Source organism: Pseudomonas sp. RGM 3321, from assembly GCF_022836805.1.
Lineage (GTDB): Bacteria > Pseudomonadota > Gammaproteobacteria > Pseudomonadales > Pseudomonadaceae > Aquipseudomonas.
Map to the genome: position 1 here is coordinate 101,684 of NZ_JALHBH010000113.1, position 17,961 is coordinate 119,644.

General features: G+C 58.1%; 16 protein-coding genes. 12 read left to right on the top strand and 4 right to left on the bottom strand.

The window, feature by feature from the left end:
• Window positions 1–41: 41 nt before the first annotated feature.
• The gene (locus RGM3321_RS16920) at window positions 42–2,150 is read right to left on the bottom strand and encodes a molybdopterin oxidoreductase family protein (RefSeq protein WP_244394024.1); all 2,109 of its coding nucleotides are present in this window, start codon (window positions 2,148–2,150) and stop codon (window positions 42–44) included.
• A 132-nt stretch (window positions 2,151–2,282) separates the two neighbouring features.
• Window positions 2,283–2,576 (bottom strand): hypothetical protein, encoded by a 294-nt coding sequence (locus RGM3321_RS16925; RefSeq protein ID WP_244394025.1) that lies wholly within the window; start codon window positions 2,574–2,576, stop codon window positions 2,283–2,285.
• A 450-nt stretch (window positions 2,577–3,026) separates the two neighbouring features.
• Between RGM3321_RS16925 and argF the strand changes: the two genes are divergently transcribed.
• Window positions 3,027–3,947: an ornithine carbamoyltransferase gene (gene argF, locus RGM3321_RS16930; protein WP_244394026.1), complete on the top strand. Its 921-nt coding sequence runs from the start codon at window positions 3,027–3,029 to the stop codon at window positions 3,945–3,947.
• Entirely contained in the window at window positions 3,944–5,017 is a 1,074-nt protein-coding gene (locus RGM3321_RS16935) for an ABC transporter ATP-binding protein (RefSeq protein WP_244394027.1), read from the top strand. Before argF ends, RGM3321_RS16935 begins: the two co-directional genes overlap by 4 nt.
• Window positions 5,018–5,025: 8 nt before the next feature.
• Here the strand turns inward: RGM3321_RS16935 and ybaK are convergent, their stop codons facing one another.
• On the bottom strand, window positions 5,026–5,496 hold the full coding sequence (ybaK, locus tag RGM3321_RS16940) for a Cys-tRNA(Pro) deacylase (RefSeq protein ID WP_244394028.1): 471 nt from the start codon (window positions 5,494–5,496) through the stop codon (window positions 5,026–5,028).
• Window positions 5,497–5,836: 340 nt separating this feature from the next.
• Here ybaK and RGM3321_RS16945 point away from each other — a divergent pair, with 340 nt between their 5' ends.
• The 4 genes from RGM3321_RS16945 to glpD all read left to right on the top strand — a co-directional run bounded on the left by RGM3321_RS16945 (window position 5,837) and on the right by glpD (window position 11,067).
• Complete coding sequence (locus tag RGM3321_RS16945; protein WP_244394029.1) at window positions 5,837–6,694, top strand: MIP/aquaporin family protein; 858 nt, start codon at window positions 5,837–5,839, stop codon at window positions 6,692–6,694.
• Between the two features lie 60 nt (window positions 6,695–6,754).
• Entirely contained in the window at window positions 6,755–8,260 is a 1,506-nt protein-coding gene (gene glpK / locus RGM3321_RS16950; protein ID WP_004658188.1) for a glycerol kinase GlpK, read from the top strand.
• Between the two features lie 99 nt (window positions 8,261–8,359).
• On the top strand, window positions 8,360–9,115 hold the full coding sequence (locus tag RGM3321_RS16955) for a DeoR/GlpR family transcriptional regulator (RefSeq protein WP_011169330.1): 756 nt from the start codon (window positions 8,360–8,362) through the stop codon (window positions 9,113–9,115).
• Between the two features lie 413 nt (window positions 9,116–9,528).
• Window positions 9,529–11,067: a glycerol-3-phosphate dehydrogenase gene (gene glpD, locus RGM3321_RS16960; RefSeq protein WP_244394030.1), complete on the top strand. Its 1,539-nt coding sequence runs from the start codon at window positions 9,529–9,531 to the stop codon at window positions 11,065–11,067.
• A 195-nt stretch (window positions 11,068–11,262) separates the two neighbouring features.
• Here glpD and RGM3321_RS16965 read toward each other — a convergent pair whose 3' ends face one another.
• Entirely contained in the window at window positions 11,263–11,424 is a 162-nt protein-coding gene (locus RGM3321_RS16965) for a hypothetical protein (protein ID WP_244394031.1), read from the bottom strand.
• Here RGM3321_RS16965 and RGM3321_RS16970 point away from each other — a divergent pair.
• The 6 genes from RGM3321_RS16970 (at window position 11,417) to RGM3321_RS16995 (ending at window position 17,930) form a co-directional block, all read left to right on the top strand.
• Entirely contained in the window at window positions 11,417–12,331 is a 915-nt protein-coding gene (locus tag RGM3321_RS16970) for a glutamate/aspartate ABC transporter substrate-binding protein (protein WP_004664079.1), read from the top strand. The genes RGM3321_RS16965 and RGM3321_RS16970 overlap by 8 nt on opposite strands.
• A 130-nt stretch (window positions 12,332–12,461) precedes the next feature.
• Window positions 12,462–13,208, top strand: a complete 747-nt coding sequence (locus RGM3321_RS16975) for an amino acid ABC transporter permease (protein WP_005741015.1) — start codon at window positions 12,462–12,464, stop codon at window positions 13,206–13,208.
• On the top strand, window positions 13,205–13,873 hold the full coding sequence (locus RGM3321_RS16980) for an ABC transporter permease subunit (protein WP_170846026.1): 669 nt from the start codon (window positions 13,205–13,207) through the stop codon (window positions 13,871–13,873). Before RGM3321_RS16975 ends, RGM3321_RS16980 begins: the two co-directional genes overlap by 4 nt.
• Window positions 13,870–14,604 (top strand): amino acid ABC transporter ATP-binding protein, encoded by a 735-nt coding sequence (locus tag RGM3321_RS16985; RefSeq protein WP_244394032.1) that lies wholly within the window; start codon window positions 13,870–13,872, stop codon window positions 14,602–14,604. Before RGM3321_RS16980 ends, RGM3321_RS16985 begins: the two co-directional genes overlap by 4 nt.
• Before the next feature lie 55 nt (window positions 14,605–14,659).
• A complete protein-coding gene (locus RGM3321_RS16990; RefSeq protein ID WP_244394033.1) occupies window positions 14,660–16,591 on the top strand; it encodes a sensor histidine kinase in 1,932 nt (643 codons plus the stop codon).
• Between the two features lie 10 nt (window positions 16,592–16,601).
• Complete coding sequence (locus RGM3321_RS16995) at window positions 16,602–17,930, top strand: sigma-54 dependent transcriptional regulator (protein WP_279614042.1); 1,329 nt, start codon at window positions 16,602–16,604, stop codon at window positions 17,928–17,930.
• The last annotated feature ends 31 nt before the right edge of the window (window positions 17,931–17,961 follow it).

The following is a 17,961-nucleotide window of genomic DNA, read 5'->3' on the forward strand; positions in this document are numbered from 1 at the left end:
CATTGTAACGAAATCCCGAGCATGACGCTCTGTCTTGAGCCTTAACGGGCAGCCACCTGCACCGGCACACCGTTCAACGCCGCATTGCCGGAGAGTACATCGAGTTGCCGTTCGTCAGTCAGGTCATTGGCGCTCACCCCTGGCTGACTCCGGGCGATATCCATTTTCACCCCGGTACGCGAATGCCCCCAGCCATGCGGCAGGCTGACCACCCCAGGCATCATGTCCAGACTGCCCAACACCTGTACCTCGATCGTTCCGACCCGAGAGCTGACCCGAACCTGCTGGCCATCGCTCAAACCACGACAGGCAAGATCGTCAGGGTGCATCAGCAATTGATGCCGGGGCTTGCCTTTTACCAGCCTGTGATAGTTGTGCATCCACGAATTATTGCTGCGCACGTGCCGACGACCAATCAGCAACAACGCTGCGGAATCGGGAGCGGGGTCGGCCGCGAAGCGCGCCAGGTCGGCCATGATGACCTCTGGGGCCGCCTGAATCCGCCCGTTGGCGGTTTTCAGGCGCTCAGTGAGGTTAGGCTTCAACACCCCCAGATCGAGCCCATGCGGGTGACTGGCCAGCGTTTCCAGTGACAGTTTGTGCGGCGATGCATCGCCATAGAAGCCTGCGCGCAACCCGCGATCAATCATCTGCGCGGGTGGCAGGGTCGGTTTGAGTTCCCGCTGCGCCCTGGCTGCAAATGATCTGGCCAGACCGACAAAAATCTCCCAGTCATGCAGCGCACCGTCGGGCTTGTCGAAAATGGCCTGATTGAAGCGAGTGACGTTGCGCACTGCCAGGGTATTGAAGGTGGTGTCATAGTGATCGTTTTCCAACGCTGAGGTGGACGGCAGGATCAAGTCGGCATGGCGGGTAGTTTCGTTGATGTAAAGATCAATGCTGAGCATGAACTCCAGACCTTCGAGCGCCTGTTCCAACTGACGGCCATTGGGGGTAGACAGAACCGGATTACCCGCGACAGTGACCAGTGCGCGAACCTGCCCTTCTCCTTCCACGAGCATTTCCTCGGCCAGCGCCGACACCGGTAATTCGCCGCCGTACTCAGGCAGGCCGGACACCCGGCTTTGCCATAGATTGAAATGGCCGCCCGAAGTCGAACTGACGAGATCAACTGCGGGTTCCGTACACAGCGTTCCGCCCACGCGATCCAGGTTGCCGGTCACCAGATTGATCAGTTGCGCCAGCCAATGACACAACGTGCCGAAGGTCTGGGTCGACACCCCCATTCGGCCATAACACACCGCCTTGTCAGCGGCAGCAAAATCCCGCGCCAGTTGCCGGATCTGCTCGGCAGCAATGCCGCAGCGTGGGCTCATGGCCTGCGCAGTGAAGCCTGCAATGGCGTGTCGCACCTGGTCCAGACCATCAACGGGCAAGTGAGTCTCGCGAGTCAGGCCTTCTTCAAACAGAGTATTGAGCAGACCGAACAGCAGCGCTGCATCACCGCCCGGACGCACGAACAGATGCTGGTCGGCGATGGCCGCGGTCTCACTGCGGCGCGGGTCGATGACCACCAGTTTACCGCCGCGCTGCTGTATGGCTTTCAGACGCTTTTCAACATCCGGCACGGTCATGATGCTGCCGTTGGACGCCAACGGGTTGCCACCCAGGATCAGCATGAAGTCGGTGAGATCGATATCCGGAATCGGCAACAACATGCCGTGGCCATACATCAGAAAACTGGTGAGGTGATGCGGCAACTGATCAACCGAGGTCGCCGAGAAGCGATTACGAGTCTTGAGCAGCCCGAGAAAATAATTGCTGTGGGTCATCAGCCCATAGTTGTGAACGCTGGGGTTGCCCTGATAAACCGCTACCGCGTTCTGCCCATGGCGCTGCTGAATGGCGTAAAGCCGCTCTGCCACCAGATCGAACGCGGCCTGCCAGGCGATCGGTCGCCATTGGTCACCGGTGCGCAGCATTGGCTGACGCAGGCGGTCGGGGTCGTTCTGAATGTCTTGCAGCGCAACAGCCTTGGGGCAGATATGGCCACGGCTGAAAGTGTCAAGCGGGTCACCCTTGATCGAGGTGATGCGCGGGGCAGAATCCGGCTCGGTAACGGTCTCGATGGCAAGACCACAAATGGCCTCGCACAGGTGGCAGGCGCGGTAGTGTTCAGTCCGGGTCATCACAGCCTCAGATCTTGTCATGGCAATCCGGTTGATTGCCTGACAAGCACTATGGCTGCTGCCAATAACCCGCGCCACTGACGTGTGTCGTGTGAATCGGGGGGCATCAGGCGGGCCGATGAGTGGAGCGTATCAACCGCCGATAGGCGTGACGACCTTGCGCTGCTGCTGGATTTCCGCCACGGTTTCGATCTGTTCCTGCGCCAGGTGGACGCCGGTGAGGTCGCCGATCAGGCGCCAGTGCTCGTCGAGTCCCGAGCTGATGGTCGCCATGCGATCAATCATGCGCCGCCCCGCATTACGCGTGACTTCGTCCTCGCTGCGCAGCAACTCAAAGGACATCGAGGTCATTGAGGCGGTCAGATGGGTAAGCGTGCGTGCGGTCAGCCCGAGTAACTCCGTTAGTTGACGCTCTTTTGAGTCCATTCCCCACCCCTCGATCAGTAATGTATCGGCAACGATTTATAACCTACGCCCGGCATTAAAGAAACGGTCCCTGTTTCCAGCCCGTGAAGCGGGTCGCATTCAGCGCGCACGCGCAAACCCGGACTGTTGCAGGATTGGTACTAATTGCCAAGCGCTATTTGGGCAGTGTACAAATGCTGCCTTCGGAAAAAGCAGAGATGGCTATTGGCCTTGTCAGCTTAGCCAGTTTTTAACTCGTCAACAAAGAATAACAGTGCCCCCTGACGGGGAGCGCCAGTGACATCGGTGTTTCAGAAAACAGCATGCTATTGGTAAGACGCGACATTTTTTTATACTATCGCGCCTTTCTTATTCGTCGCCTCGTGCGGTTTCCGCCGCAGGTCTCGCCCGTTTTCCCGATAAAAACCGGCTTTGATAACCTGCGGTCTGTTGCAAAAAAGGTAGTTAATCATGAACGCCAGGCACTTTCTCTCGATGATGGATTACACCCCAGATGAACTCCTGGGCTTGATCCGTCGTGGCGTAGAGCTCAAAGACCTGCGAAATCGCGGTGAGCTTTTTGAACCGCTGAAGAACCGGGTATTGGGGATGATTTTCGAGAAATCCTCGACACGTACCCGTCTTTCTTTTGAAGCAGGGATGATTCAGCTGGGTGGCCAGGCCATCTTTTTGTCCCATCGCGACACCCAATTGGGCCGTGGCGAGCCGATTGCCGACAGTGCAAAAGTCATGTCACGCATGCTCGATGCGGTAATGATCCGTACCTACGCGCACAGCAATCTGACCGAATTCGCCGCCAATTCCCGCGTCCCGGTTATCAATGGTTTGTCGGATGACCTGCACCCATGCCAGTTGCTGGCCGACATGCAAACCTTTCTGGAGCATCGCGGCTCGATCAAAGGCAAGACCGTCGCCTGGATCGGCGATGGCAACAATATGTGCAACAGCTATATAGAAGCGGCCATTCAGTTTGACTTCCAGTTGCGCGTGGCCTGCCCCGCGGGCTACGAGCCGAACCCCGAGTTCCTGGCGCTGGCCGGTGAGCGAGTGACCATTGTCCGCGACCCGAAAGCAGCGGTCGCCGGTGCACACCTGGTCAGCACCGACGTGTGGACCTCGATGGGTCAGGAAGAGGAAACCGCTCGGCGCATGGCGTTGTTCGCACCGTTTCAGGTAACACGCGCTTTGCTCGACCTGGCCGACAAGGACGTGCTGTTCATGCACTGTCTGCCTGCCCACCGTGGCGAAGAAATCAGTGTTGATCTGCTGGATGATTCGCGTTCGGTCGCCTGGGATCAGGCCGAAAATCGCCTGCACGCACAGAAAGCGCTGCTGGAGTTTCTCGTCGCGCCGTCCTGCAAGCCCGCATGAACCCGTTGCTGCTGAACCTGCGCAACCTCGCTTGCGGTTATCAGAACCAGCGCGTGGTGCAGGAGTTGAATCTGCACCTTAACGCGGGCGATATCGGCTGCCTGCTGGGTTCATCGGGCTGCGGCAAGACCACCACACTGCGTGCGATTGCCGGTTTCGAGCCGATACACGCGGGAGAGATCAGCCTGGCGGGCGAAGTCATTTCCCGTCCGGGCTGGACTCTTGCACCGGAGAAGCGCCGTATCGGCATGGTGTTTCAGGATTACGCGCTGTTCCCGCACCTGAGCGTCGCCGAGAACATCGCATTCGGCATTCGCAACCACCCGCGCCTGGATCAAGTGATCGCCGAGTTGCTTGAACTGGTCAACCTCGGCGCCTTGGGCAAACGCTACCCTCACGAGTTGTCAGGTGGGCAGCAACAACGAGTGGCCCTGGCCAGGGCGCTGGCACCGGAGCCGCAACTGTTGCTGCTCGATGAACCCTTCTCCAATCTGGATGGCGAGTTGCGTAGACGTCTGAGCCATGAGGTGCGCGATATTCTCAAGGCACGTGGCACCAGTGCCATTCTGGTGACCCATGATCAGGAAGAGGCTTTCGCGGTCAGCGATCATGTCGGCGTATTCAAGGAGGGTCGCCTGGAGCAGTGGGATACGCCTTACAACCTGTATCACGAACCTCGCACACCCTTTGTTGCCAGCTTCATTGGCCAGGGGTATTTCATTCGCGGGCAGATGATAGACCCCGAATCGGTGCGCACCGAACTGGGTGTTCTGCGCGGCAACCGGGCATATCCGGGCGGCAGCGGCAGCGCAGTGGATGTCTTGCTGCGACCTGACGATATCGTCTACGCGCCGCACAGCGACCTGAAAGCGCGGGTAATCGGTCGAACATTTCAGGGCGCATCGACGCTGTATCGCCTGCAGCTGTCTACCGGTAGCCAACTTGAAGCCATTTTCCCCAGTCATGCCGATCACCGTCAGGGCGAGGAAGTCGGTATTCGTGTGGCAGCTGACCATCTGGTGCTGTTTGCAGTGCCAGGCAGCGTCGCAGTGCATACAGTCAATCACTGAGCTGCAGCTTATTCCCGGCCAATTGCTGCGAACCGTGCCTGCGTATGCTCGGCCAGCACGGCTGCCGAAAGCTCAACCTCCAGCCCCCTCCTCCCGGCGCTGACATAAATACTCTCAAAACGTTGCGCTGTATCGTCAATAAACGTGCGCAAGCGCTTCTTCTGGCCCAATGGGCTGATTCCACCCAACAGGTAGCCCGTTGAGCGCTGCGCCGCCGCAGGGTCAGCCATTTCGGTTTTTTTCGCCCCGGCGGCCTGTGCCAAAGCCTTCAGATCAAGCGTTCCGACGACCGGCACTACTGCGACCAGTAACTCGCCCTTTTCGGTACTGGCCAACAATGTCTTGAAAACCCGCGCAGGCTCCAGCCCCAGCTTTTCCGCTGCTTCCAGCCCATATGACGCTGCTTTGGGATCGTGCTCGTAACTGTGAATACGATGTTCGGCGCGAAGTTTTTTCAGTAAATCCAGTGCAGGGGTCATGCAACGCTCCATAGGCTTCCGACTGCCTGCCACTTTAAGCCAAGTAAAGTGAACATGCCTTGATTCACGCCACCTGCAACACTGATGGCTTTTTGGTAACAGCCACAAAATCCCGATATTAAGCGGCTGTGCGGGCTCGTATCCACTCCATGACCGTTCGGTTCCGACCTTTGACAGCGTTGTTTCTTGTCTATATTTTTTCGTTTACGAATATTATCGAAAGCGGTTTTTCGGTATAACTCGCACCAGCGATCAGAAATGGGGTTTTTCTGATACGCACGAATAACGAGCACCCATGCCTGTCTCAGGGTGCCGAGACAAAAACAAAAAAGAGGTATCCATGACCATCGCACTAAAACAACCGACACTCACCGGGCAATGTGTAGCTGAATTTCTTGGCACCGCGCTGATGATTTTTTTCGGCACAGGATGCGTTGCAGCGCTCAAGGTCGCGGGAGCCACTTTCGGCTTGTGGGAAATCTGCATCATCTGGGGCATGGCGGTCAGCATGGGGATCTACCTCAGTGCCGGCATTTCAGGCGCCCACCTCAATCCGGCTGTCAGCATCGCGCTGAGTCTGTTTGCCGGTTTCGAAAAACGTAAATTGCCTTTTTATATCTCGGCGCAAATCGCAGGCGCGTTCTGCGGAGCTGGCTTGGTGTACCTGTTGTACATCAGTCTTTTTTTCGACTTCGAACATGCGCACCACATCATTCGCGGCAGCGAACAGAGCCTTGAACTGGCGTCGGTGTTCTCGACCTATCCAAACCCTGCCATTTCCGTAGGGCAGGCATTTCTGGTCGAAGTGGTCATCACCACCATTCTGATGGGCGTCATCATGGCCCTGGGCGATGACAGTAACGGCTTGCCGCGCGGCCCGCTGGCACCCTTGCTGATAGGCCTGCTGGTGGCGGTGATCGGCAGCTCGATGGGCCCGCTGACCGGTTTTGCCATGAACCCGGCGCGCGACTTCGGTCCAAAGCTGATGACGTTCTTCGCTGGCTGGGGTGAAATAGCCTTCACCGGTGGTCGTGACATTCCTTATTTCCTGGTTCCAATTTTTGCGCCCATCCTGGGTGCCTGCCTCGGTGCTGCTGGCTATCGCGTGCTGATTGCGCGTCATCTGCCGAGCGCCGCTCCTGTTGAAAACGAAAAAAATGCTCCAGTGGTTCGCGGCAAAGTTCAGGCTTCATCTTGAATTTCACTCAATTTGAATCTCACCCAACTGAATCCCACCCAACAATGCAAGGCAATCGACATGACTGACACACAGAACAAGAACTACATCATTGCTCTTGACCAGGGCACCACCAGCTCGCGCGCCATAATTTTCGACCGCGATGCCAACGTGGTGAGCACTGCCCAAAGCGAATTCGTACAGCACTATCCTCAGGCAGGCTGGGTCGAGCACGACCCGATGGAAATCTTCGCCACTCAGACTGCGTGCATGACCAAGGCGCTGGCACAGGCTGATCTGCACCACAACCAGATCGCTGCCATCGGCATCACCAACCAGCGCGAAACCACCGTCATCTGGGAGCGCGATACCGGCCGCCCTATCTATAACGCAATTGTCTGGCAGTGCCGACGCAGCACCGAGATCTGTCAGCAGCTCAAGCGTGACGGTCTTGAGGAGTACATCAAGGACACTACAGGCCTGGTGATTGACCCGTACTTCTCCGGCTCGAAGGTCAAATGGATTCTGGACAACGTCGAAGGCAGCCGCGAGCGCGCCCGCAAAGGCGAACTGATGTTCGGCACCATCGATACCTGGCTGATCTGGAAATTCACTGGCGGCAAGGTTCACGTCACCGACTACACCAACGCCTCGCGGACCATGCTGTTCAACATCCATACGCTGGAATGGGATCAGCGCATGCTAGACGTGCTGGATATCCCGCGCGAGATCCTGCCAGAGGTCAAAGCCTCTTCCGAAGTCTACGGCCACAGCAAGAGCGGCATCCCGATTGCCGGTATCGCAGGCGACCAGCAGGCGGCGCTGTTCGGGCAGATGTGTGTCGAACCCGGCCAGGCCAAAAACACATACGGCACCGGCTGCTTCCTGCTGATGAACACCGGCAAGAAAGCGGTGAAATCGGCGCATGGCATGCTGACTACCATTGGCTGCGGGCCTCGCGGTGAAGTGGCCTATGCACTGGAAGGTGCCGTGTTCAACGGTGGCTCGACCGTACAGTGGCTGCGCGACGAACTCAAGCTCATCAACGATGCGCTGGACACCGAATACTTTGCCAGCAAGGTCAAGGACAGCAACGGCGTGTACCTGGTGCCAGCGTTCACAGGTCTGGGTGCGCCCTACTGGGACCCGTATGCACGAGGCGCTCTGTTCGGCCTGACCCGCGGCGTGAAGGTTGATCACATTATCCGTGCAGCCCTGGAATCCATCGCCTATCAGACCCGCGACGTGCTCGACGCCATGCAGCAGGACTCCGGCGAACGCCTCAAGTCGCTGCGTGTAGATGGCGGCGCGGTAGCCAACAACTTCCTGATGCAGTTCCAGGCGGACATTCTCGGCACCCACGTCGAACGCCCGCAAATGCGTGAAACAACAGCCCTGGGCGCCGCGTTCCTGGCCGGTCTGGCGATCGGGTTCTGGAGCAGCCTGGACGAGTTGCGCAACAAGGCTGTGATCGAGCGCGTGTTCGAACCTTCCTGCGAAGAAGCGCACCGCGAGAAACTCTACGCAGGCTGGCAAAAAGCCGTCGCGCGCACCCGTGACTGGGAACCGCACGAAAACGAAGAGTGATACCCGCTGTTGTGCGGAGGGGACAGGATTCCGGCTGACAGGTCACACTTTCCTGCGGCATGATGGGCGCCATTTGCAGAGGGCGCTCAAGGAAAAACAATGAACCTGCCTCCCCGCCAACAACAGATCCTCGAACTGGTCCGTGACCGTGGTTACGTCAGCATCGAGGAAATGGCGACGCTGTTCGTCGTGACCCCACAAACCATCCGCCGTGATATCAATCAATTGGCGGAAATGAATCTGCTGCGTCGCTACCACGGCGGCGCGGCCTATGACTCCAGCATCGAAAACACTGCCTACGCCATGCGTGCAGATCAGATGCGCGACGAAAAACAACGGATCGCCGAGGCCATTGCCGCGCAAATCCCGGACAACGCCTCGTTGTTCATCAATATCGGCACCACCACCGAATCCATCGCACGCGCCCTGCTCAACCACAACAACCTGAAGATCATCACCAATAACCTGCATGTGGCATCGATCCTCAGTACCAAGGATGATTTCGAGGTCCTGATAGCCGGTGGCAATGTGCGTCGTGACGGCGGCGTGGTGGGCCAGGGCAGTATCGACTTCATTACCCAGTTCAAGGTGGACTTCGCGCTGGTCGGAATCAGCGGTATTGATGAAGACGGCAGCCTGCTGGATTTCGATTATCAGGAAGTACGGGTTTCCCAGGCGATCATCGCCAACGCACGCAAAGTGCTGCTTGCGGCTGACTCCAGCAAGTTCGGGCGCAATGCGATGGTCCGGTTGGGGCCAATCACCCTGATCGATTGCCTGGTCACCGATCAGCCACCTGTGCCCGCACTGCAACAACTGCTGACCCAACACAAGATTCGTCTGGAAGTGGTGTGATTGTCACGAACGAGCAGTGTCCGCGATAACACATGCCATTCCGGACACTCTGGAGCGTGAGGAACGACAAGCCCGAATATCGTGCGACGCTCCGCGCCGCATGCCGTTCCGGACGCTCTGCGTCCTCTTTTACGCGCAGAGCGTCGCGAACTTCATTCCCTCTGGAGCCTGAGACACGAGAGGTGTCCAGGCTGGCGCGTGCAGAACGAAAAGCATCAGAAAGTACAATCATCCCCGCATGACATCCCGCCCTACAATGTTCACATTTGTTCTTTTCCTGACCCCATCATCAGTATTTTCAATCGATACTCGCTAGCAAGGGTCATTTTATTGAGCTATCATTTTCGAAAGTGAACATTAATGTTCAGATTCGCCTTTCGAGCTTTGCTCACGAATTGTCCAGGAGGCCACCAATGCCCCACACTACCGTGCCAACCCAACCCCTCTCCGAGGTTTACGACATCGCCGTTATTGGCGGTGGCATCAATGGTGTCGGTATTGCGGCGGATGCCTCCGGTCGCGGCCTGTCGGTTTTTCTTTGCGAAAAGGACGACCTGGCCAGCCACACGTCCTCGGCCAGCAGCAAGCTGATTCATGGCGGCCTGCGCTATCTTGAGCACTACGAATTCCGTCTGGTCCGCGAGGCACTCGCAGAACGCGAAGTGCTGCTTGCCAAGGCGCCGCACATCGTCAAACCCATGCGTTTTGTCTTGCCGCACCGTCCGCACCTGCGTCCAGCATGGATGATCCGCGCCGGCATGTTCCTGTATGACAACCTCGGCAAGCGCGAAAAGCTGCCCGCCTCGAAAACCATTCGTTTTGGCGCAGACAGCCCACTGAACTCAAGCATCACCCGTGGCTTCGAATACTCCGATTGCTGGGTCGACGACGCCCGTCTGGTGGTGCTCAACGCCATGGCAGCGCGTGAAAACGGCGCGCATATTCATACCCAGACCCGCTGTGTCGGTGCCCGCCGAATCAAGGGCATGTGGCACCTGCATCTGGAACGCAGCGATGGCAGCCTGTTTTCTATCCATGCCAAGGCGCTGGTCAATGCAGCAGGCCCGTGGGTGGCCAAGTTCATCCGTGAAGACCTCAAACTTGAGTCTGCCTACGGTATTCGTCTGATTCAGGGCAGCCACCTGATCGTGCCGAAACTGTATGAAGGCGAGCATGCGTTCATTCTGCAGAACGAAGACAAACGCATCGTGTTCACGATCCCTTACCTGGAGCACTTCACGATTGTCGGCACCACCGACCGTGAATATCAGGGCGACCCGAACAAGGTCGAGATCACTGACGGCGAAATGGACTACGTGCTCAAAGTGGCCAACGACCATTTCAAAAAGCAACTGACTCGTGCAGACGTTCTGCATACTTACTCGGGTGTGCGCCCGTTGTGCAACGACGAATCCGATAACCCGTCAGCCATTACCCGCGATTACACGCTGTCGCTGTCGGGCAGTGGCGATGAGGCACCAATGCTGTCGGTATTCGGTGGCAAGCTGACCACCTATCGCAAGCTGGCCGAGTCGGCAATGGCGCAACTGGCGCCGTTCTTCAAGCAGATGAAACCGAGCTGGACGGCCAAAGCTGCTCTGCCTGGCGGAGAAGACATGAGCACGCCAGAAGCCCTGGCAGGAGAAATGACCCGCCGCTTCAGTTGGTTGCCCGCGCCTATCGCCAAACGCTGGGCGATTACCTACGGCAGCCGCAGCTGGCGCTTGCTGGAAGGCGCGCAAGGTCTGGAAGACCTCGGCCAGCATCTGGGTGCAGGTCTGTACACCCGAGAGATCGATTACCTGTGCGATCAGGAATGGGCTACCAGCATAGAAGACATCCTGTGGCGCCGTACCAAGCTTGGCCTGTTCACCACGCCTGAAGAACAGGCCGCTGTGCGCAGCTACCTGGAAACTGTTGTGCGCAACAAGGCCGCTATCGAGGCTGCCTGATAGCTCGCACACCACCTGTTCGCCCATCGCGCGGCGAACAGGTTTGTTCCTCTGCACCGCCCTCCCCCTGAACACTCGGTTGCATTCGGTTTTCCGAACATTTCGCTCTGCCTGATTCGGCTTCCCGGACGCTTCCATTCCGGGTGTCGCGTTCAATCATGAATAAAATCCTTTAAATTCATAGTCTTGATCGATTCAAGCTGCTTGGCACGACTCATGCTCTACACTCTGAACCGAGCGTTTCGACAGGGCGTGTGTCTGGATCTGGACGCCGTTGAAGCATTCGCCAAGAAGCGGGTCGCCTCCCATTGCGGCCCCATCAATAAAAAATGAAATCAAGGATTCATCAATGCGCATCGTTCCCCACCTGTTGGGCGTAGCAATCACTGCCGCTCTGATCAGCACCCCGGTTTTCGCCGCCGAACTTACCGGCACCCTGAAGAAAATCAAGGAATCCGGCACCATCACGCTGGGCCACCGTGACGCGTCCATTCCGTTTTCCTACATCGCAGACGCTTCTGGCGTACCGATGGGCTACTCGCATGACATCCAGCTGAAAATCGTCGAAGCCATCAAGAAAGACCTCGACATGCCTGACCTTAAGGTCAAGTACAACCTGGTAACGTCTCAGACTCGTATTCCATTGGTTCAGAACGGCACCGTCGACGTTGAATGTGGTTCGACCACCAACAATGTCGAGCGTCAGCAGCAGGTCGACTTCTCCATCGGCATCTTCGAAGTCGGCACGCGCCTGCTGTCGAAAAAAGACTCCAGCTACAAAGACTTCGATGACCTGAAAGGCAAGAACGTCGTGACCACCGCTGGCACAACGTCCGAGCGCATCCTCAAAGCGATGAACGCCGACAAGCAGATGGGCATGAACGTGATCTCGGCCAAGGACCACGGCGAATCCTTCCAGATGCTTGAGTCCGGCCGTGCGGTCGCGTTCATGATGGACGACGCACTGCTGGCCGGCGAGATGGCCAAGGCCAAGAAGCCGGATGACTGGGCAGTGACCGGTACAGCGCAATCCTACGAAATCTACGGCTGCATGGTCCGCAAGGGCGATGCCCCGTTCAAGAAGGCAGTGGATGACGCCATCGTTGCCACCTACAAGTCTGGCGACATCAACGCCATCTACAGCAAGTGGTTCATGTCCCCCGTCCCGCCTAAAGGACTGAATCTGAATTTCCCGATGAGCGACAAGCTCAAGGAACTGATTCAGAACCCGACCGACAAGGCCGCAGAAGACAAGAAAGCCTGAGCAACCGGTTCAGCCAGTCTGAACTGATGGCATCCCGAACAGGCAAAACCTGTTCGGGACAGGCCCCTCACTCTCGAAGTCCGACAGTGCGTGCATATCGATATAAATAGAAAAATAGGGGGAGACCCTGATGAATTACAACTGGGACTGGGGCGTGTTCTTCAAGTCCACCGGCGTCGGCAGCGAGACCTATCTGGACTGGTTCATATCCGGCCTGGGCTGGACCATAGCCATTGCTGTCGTTGCCTGGATCATTGCCCTGATACTGGGTTCGGTACTGGGCGTCATGCGTACCGTACCAAGCCGTCTGGTATCGGGTATTGCCACGGTATACGTGGAAGTTTTCCGTAATGTGCCACTGCTGGTGCAGCTGTTCATCTGGTACTTTCTGGTGCCCGACCTGCTGCCGGAAAACCTGCAGGAGTGGTATAAGCAGGACCTCAACCCGACGACCTCCGCGTTCCTGAGCGTGGTGGTCTGCCTGGGTCTGTTTACTGCTGCACGGGTCTGCGAACAAGTGCGTACCGGCATTGAAGCACTGCCAAAGGGCCAGGAATCGGCCGCGCGTGCAATGGGCTTCAAGCTGCCGCAGATCTACTGGAACGTGCTGTTGCCACAGGCTTACCGGATCATCATTCCGCCGCTCACCTCCGAATTCCTGAACGTGTTCAAGAACTCCTCGGTAGCGTCGCTGATCGGCCTGATGGAGTTGCTCGCGCAGACCAAACAGACCGCCGAGTTTTCCGCCAACCTGTTTGAAGCCTTTACGCTCGCAACCCTCATCTACTTCACGCTGAACATGAGCCTGATGCTGCTGATGCGCATGATCGAGAAGAAAGTCGCTGTACCCGGACTCATCTCGCTGGGGGGCAAATAATGGACTTCACTGGAATCGTTCCGGCCATTCCCGGCCTGTGGAACGGCATGGTCATGACCCTCAAGCTGATGGCAATGGGCGTTATCGGAGGCCTGGTGCTTGGCACGTTACTGGCGTTGATGCGTCTGTCATCGAACAAGCTGCTGGCCAATGTGGCTGGCGCTTACGTGAACTACTTTCGTTCGATCCCGCTGCTGCTGGTGATCACCTGGTTCTACCTCGCAGTGCCATTCGTTTTGCGCTGGATTACCGGTGAAGACACGCCCATCGGGGCCTTCGCCTCCTGCGTCGTGGCCTTCATGATGTTCGAAGCCGCGTACTTCTGCGAAATCGTCCGTGCCGGCGTGCAGTCGATTTCCAAAGGACAGATGGGCGCAGCCCAGGCGCTGGGCATGAACTACTCGCAGATGATGCGACTGATCATCCTGCCCCAGGCATTTCGCAAGATGACACCGCTGTTGCTGCAACAGAGCATCATTCTGTTTCAGGACACCTCTCTGGTGTACACCGTGGGCCTTGTGGACTTTCTCAACGCATCGCGCTCCAGTGGCGACATCATCGGGCGCGCCAACGAGTTCCTGATCATTGCCGGTCTGGTCTATTTCACGATCAGCTTTGCCGCCTCGCTGCTGGTGAAGCGTCTGCAAAAAAGGTTTGCCGTATGATTTCCATCAAAAACGTCAACAAGTGGTATGGCGACTTCCAGGTGCTGACCGGTTGCAGCACCGAGGTCAGCAAAGGTGAAGTGGTTGTGGTGTGCGGGCCCTCCGGTTCCGGCAAGTCGACCCTGATCAAATGCGTGAATGCGCTGGAACCGTTTCAGAAAGGCGACATTGTCGTCGACGGCACTTCCATTTCCGACTCGAAGACCAACCTGCCAAAACTGCGCTCGCGGGTCGGCATGGTGTTTCAGCACTTCGAGCTGTTTCCGCACCTGAGCATTGTCGAAAACCTGACCATCGCGCAGATCAAGGTACTGGGCCGCAGCAAGGCCGAAGCGACCGAAAAAGGCCTGAAATTGCTGGACCGCGTCGGCCTCTCCGAGCATGCGCACAAGCATCCCGGGCAGCTTTCCGGTGGTCAGCAACAGCGTGTTGCCATCGCCCGCGCCCTGGCCATGGACCCGGTGGTCATGCTGTTTGACGAACCGACGTCTGCGCTGGACCCCGAAATGGTCAACGAAGTGCTCGACGTGATGGTGCAACTGGCGCACGAAGGCATGACCATGATGTGCGTGACCCACGAAATGGGCTTCGCTCGCAAGGTCGCCAATCGGGTGATTTTCATGGACAAGGGACAGATTGTCGAAGACTGCGAAAAAGAAGAGTTTTTCGGTGACGTCAGCGCACGCTCGGAACGCGCTCAGCAATTTCTCGCCAAGATTCTCCAGCACTAGGTAATGCCGGCTGCCCGCGCGCTCGCGGGCAGCTGTTCGGTTCAGGACGACTGTGATGAAATGCGACCCCACTCTGTATCGCGCCGCGCCGCCATCACTCGCCGTGAAACCTCGTCTGATACGCCAACTGTTCTTGCCGCCACTGATCCTCATGCTGATGATCGGACTGGGCTATATCGCCTACCTGATCAGTGAACACAGCGGTATCAAGAGCCTGCGCGAGACCGGTGAGCGCCAGCTGGAGCTGCACGCCCGTACGGTCGAGAGCGAAATCAGCAAGTACACCTATTTGCCCAGCGTGCTGGAGCTTGAATCCAGCGTGTCGCAGATGCTCAACAAGCCGAGCCCCGAGCTTCAGCAGCAGGTCAACCGTTATCTGGAAGGGATGAATCGACGCAGCGGCAGCCGCGCCATTTATGTGATGGACACCACCGGCCGAGTGCTGGCCACCAGCAACTGGCGTGATTCCGACAGTTATCAGGGTGAAGACCTGTCCTTCCGCGCCTACTTTCAGGACGCCGTGCGCGGCCTGCCCGGCCGTTTTTACGGAATTGGCACCACCACGGGCGAATCGGGTTACTACCTGGCCCACGGGCTGGAAGACAAAGGACGGATCATCGGCGTCGCCGTGATCAAGGTGCGCCTTGAAGCACTGGAAGAACGCTGGCAGCGTGCGCGTCTGGAAGCGTTTGTCAGTGACGAGAACGGCATCATCATTCTCTCAAGCGACCCGGCTCGACGCCTGAAGTCAGTTCGACCGCTCACCCCGCAGGTCAAGGAACGCCTGGCCCGCAGCCTGCAGTATTACTGGTGGCCGCTTAACGAGCTGGTGCCACTGGAACGGGAAACCCTCTCCGAAGGCGTCGAAAAGCTTGTGTTCCCGGCCAACGTCAGTGTCGATCGAGAGCACAAGCAGGTCAGCTATCTGGCCCAGAGCCGCCCGCTGAGCGATACCGCCTGGCACCTGACACTGCTTACGCCCCTGGAAGACCTGCGCCGTGAAGCGGCCAATCAGGGCATGTTGGTAGCTGTGGCCTGCGCGCTGGTGACTTTTCTGCTGATTGCCTGGAACGAGCGGCGCAAGGTGATCTCGACCCGGCTGGCGGCCAGAGAGGCGCTGCAGGCTGCGAACAATGAGCTGGAACGCAAGATCGCCGAGCGTACCGAACACCTGCGTGCCAGTAACGAACGCCTCAAGGCGCAGATTCGCGAACGAAGACAGGCTGAAGACACCCTGCGCAAAGCTCAGGACGAGTTGGTGCAAGCTGGCAAGCTGGCGGCCATCGGCCAGATGTCGACCAGCATCGCTCATGAACTGAACCAGCCTCTGGCAGCATTGCGCACCTTGTCTGGCAACACCGTGCGTTTTCTTGAGCGAGGCGCACTGGACACCGCCAGCGCCAACCTGCGCACCATCAATGATCTGGTCGACCGCATGGGCCGAATTACCGCCAGCCTGCGCGCATTCGCCAGACGCGGCGACGATCAGGGCCAGGCGCAGCTGAGCAAGGCCGTCGAGGCGGCCGCGCAGTTGCTGGGCGTACGCCTGGAGCAATCTGGCCTGACGCTGCATCGAGACTTCGTCGACGCCACCCTCACCATCGACCAAACCCGCCTGGAACAGATTCTGGTCAACCTGATCGGCAATGCGCTGGACGCCATGTTCAACCAGCCAGCGCCCGAATTGTGGCTCACCGGGTCAATTGAAGACGGCCGTTATCGCCTGCGGGTGCGTGATAACGGGCACGGCATCGATACCGAAACCCGCAAGCACCTGTTCGAACCTTTCTTCACCACCAAACCCGGCGAACAAGGCCTGGGACTGGGCCTGACGCTGTCGGCGAGCCTTGCCGCCGCAGCCGGGGGCAGCCTGAGCGCAGAGCATCCGGGTGACGGCGGCACAACATTTGTCCTGAGCCTGCCGTTCGTCCCCGATGCCCCGACCGACAATCGCCCGACCGGCCCCGGCCCAGGTGGACTGACATGAGACGACACCCATGAACATCAACAGCGACCTGACTGTGCTGATCGTCGAAGACGACCCGCATGTGTTGCTCGGCTGCCAGCAGGCACTGGCACTGGAAGACATTGCCAGTGAAGGCGTATCCAGCGCCGAAGACGCCCTCAAGCGCATCGGTGACAATTTTGCCGGTATCGTCATCAGCGACATCCGTTTGCCGGGTATCGACGGGCTGGAATTACTGAGCCGTCTCAAGGCGCGTGACAGCAGCCTGCCGGTGGTGCTGATCACCGGTCACGGCGACATCACCATGGCCGTCAACGCAATGCGCGATGGCGCTTACGATTTCATGGAAAAACCCTTTTCTCCCGAGCGCCTGGTCGACGTCACCCGGCGTGCGCTGGAGCAGCGCGGGCTGGCCCGTGAAGTCTGGGCCTTGCGCAAGCAACTGGCCGAACGCGATTCGCTGGAAGGCCGGATCATCGGCCGCTCCCCCGCCATGCAAAACCTGCGCGCATTGATTGCCAACGTCGCCGATACATCGGCCAATGTGCTGATCGAAGGCGAGACCGGCACCGGCAAGGAGCTCGTTGCGCGCTGCCTGCACGACTTCAGCCGGCGCAAGGACAGCCAGTTCGTGGCACTCAATTGTGGCGGGCTGGCAGAAAGCCTGTTCGAGTCGGAAATTTTCGGTCACGAAGCCAATGCATTCACCGGCGCGGGCAAGCGGCGCATCGGCAAGATCGAACACGCCCACAATGGCACGCTGTTTCTCGATGAAGTGGAAAGTATGCCGGTCAACCTGCAGATCAAACTGTTGCGCGTCTTGCAGGAACGAACTCTGGAGCGGCTTGGTTCGAACCAGAGTGTCGCGGTGGATTGCCGGGTCATTGCGGCGACCAAATCCGACCTCAATGCACTGAGCAAGACCAGTCAGTTCCGCAGCGACCTGTATTACCGTCTAAACGTCGTCACGCTGGAGCTGCCGCCATTGCGTGAGCGCCGCGAAGACATTCTGCAGCTGTTCGAACATTTCCTGCAGTTGTCGTCATTACGCTTCGACCGCGAACCGCCGACGCTGGACAGACAGACCAGTTCAAGCCTGATGAGCCACGACTGGCCAGGTAACGTGCGGGAACTGCGCAACGTAGCCGAGCGATTTGCCTTGGGTCTACCAGCGTTCAAACAGGCAGGCACGGTCAGTGAAAATCAAAGCCTGGGGTTTGCCGAAGCGGTTGAAGCCTTCGAACGATCCCTGCTCAGCGAAGCCCTGCAACGCAGCGGCGGCAACCTCAGCCAGGCCAGTCAGGAGCTGGGCATGGCCAAGACCACCTTGTTCGACAAGGTCAAGAAATACGGGCTTTGAGCACTGCTGCGTCCGCTCTTGAGTGTGCGGT

Excerpts from the sequence above, each read along its gene's own strand:
- glpD (WP_244394030.1), top strand. The coding sequence starts at position 9,529 with ATGCCCCACACTACCGTGCCAACCCAACCCCTCTCCGAGGTTTACGAC.
- RGM3321_RS16970 (WP_004664079.1), top strand. The coding sequence starts at position 11,417 with ATGCGCATCGTTCCCCACCTGTTGGGCGTAGCAATCACTGCCGCTCTG.
- RGM3321_RS16985 (WP_244394032.1), top strand. The coding sequence starts at position 13,870 with ATGATTTCCATCAAAAACGTCAACAAGTGGTATGGCGACTTCCAGGTG.
- RGM3321_RS16935 (WP_244394027.1), top strand. The coding sequence starts at position 3,944 with ATGAACCCGTTGCTGCTGAACCTGCGCAACCTCGCTTGCGGTTATCAG.
- ybaK (WP_244394028.1), bottom strand. The coding sequence starts at position 5,496 with ATGACCCCTGCACTGGATTTACTGAAAAAACTTCGCGCCGAACATCGT.
- RGM3321_RS16990 (WP_244394033.1), top strand. The coding sequence starts at position 14,660 with ATGAAATGCGACCCCACTCTGTATCGCGCCGCGCCGCCATCACTCGCC.
- RGM3321_RS16945 (WP_244394029.1), top strand. The coding sequence starts at position 5,837 with ATGACCATCGCACTAAAACAACCGACACTCACCGGGCAATGTGTAGCT.
- RGM3321_RS16920 (WP_244394024.1), bottom strand. The coding sequence starts at position 2,150 with ATGACCCGGACTGAACACTACCGCGCCTGCCACCTGTGCGAGGCCATT.
- RGM3321_RS16995 (WP_279614042.1), top strand. The coding sequence starts at position 16,602 with ATGAACATCAACAGCGACCTGACTGTGCTGATCGTCGAAGACGACCCG.
- glpK (WP_004658188.1), top strand. The coding sequence starts at position 6,755 with ATGACTGACACACAGAACAAGAACTACATCATTGCTCTTGACCAGGGC.
- RGM3321_RS16965 (WP_244394031.1), bottom strand. The coding sequence starts at position 11,424 with ATGCGCATTGATGAATCCTTGATTTCATTTTTTATTGATGGGGCCGCA.
- RGM3321_RS16955 (WP_011169330.1), top strand. The coding sequence starts at position 8,360 with ATGAACCTGCCTCCCCGCCAACAACAGATCCTCGAACTGGTCCGTGAC.
- RGM3321_RS16975 (WP_005741015.1), top strand. The coding sequence starts at position 12,462 with ATGAATTACAACTGGGACTGGGGCGTGTTCTTCAAGTCCACCGGCGTC.
- argF (WP_244394026.1), top strand. The coding sequence starts at position 3,027 with ATGAACGCCAGGCACTTTCTCTCGATGATGGATTACACCCCAGATGAA.
- RGM3321_RS16925 (WP_244394025.1), bottom strand. The coding sequence starts at position 2,576 with ATGGACTCAAAAGAGCGTCAACTAACGGAGTTACTCGGGCTGACCGCA.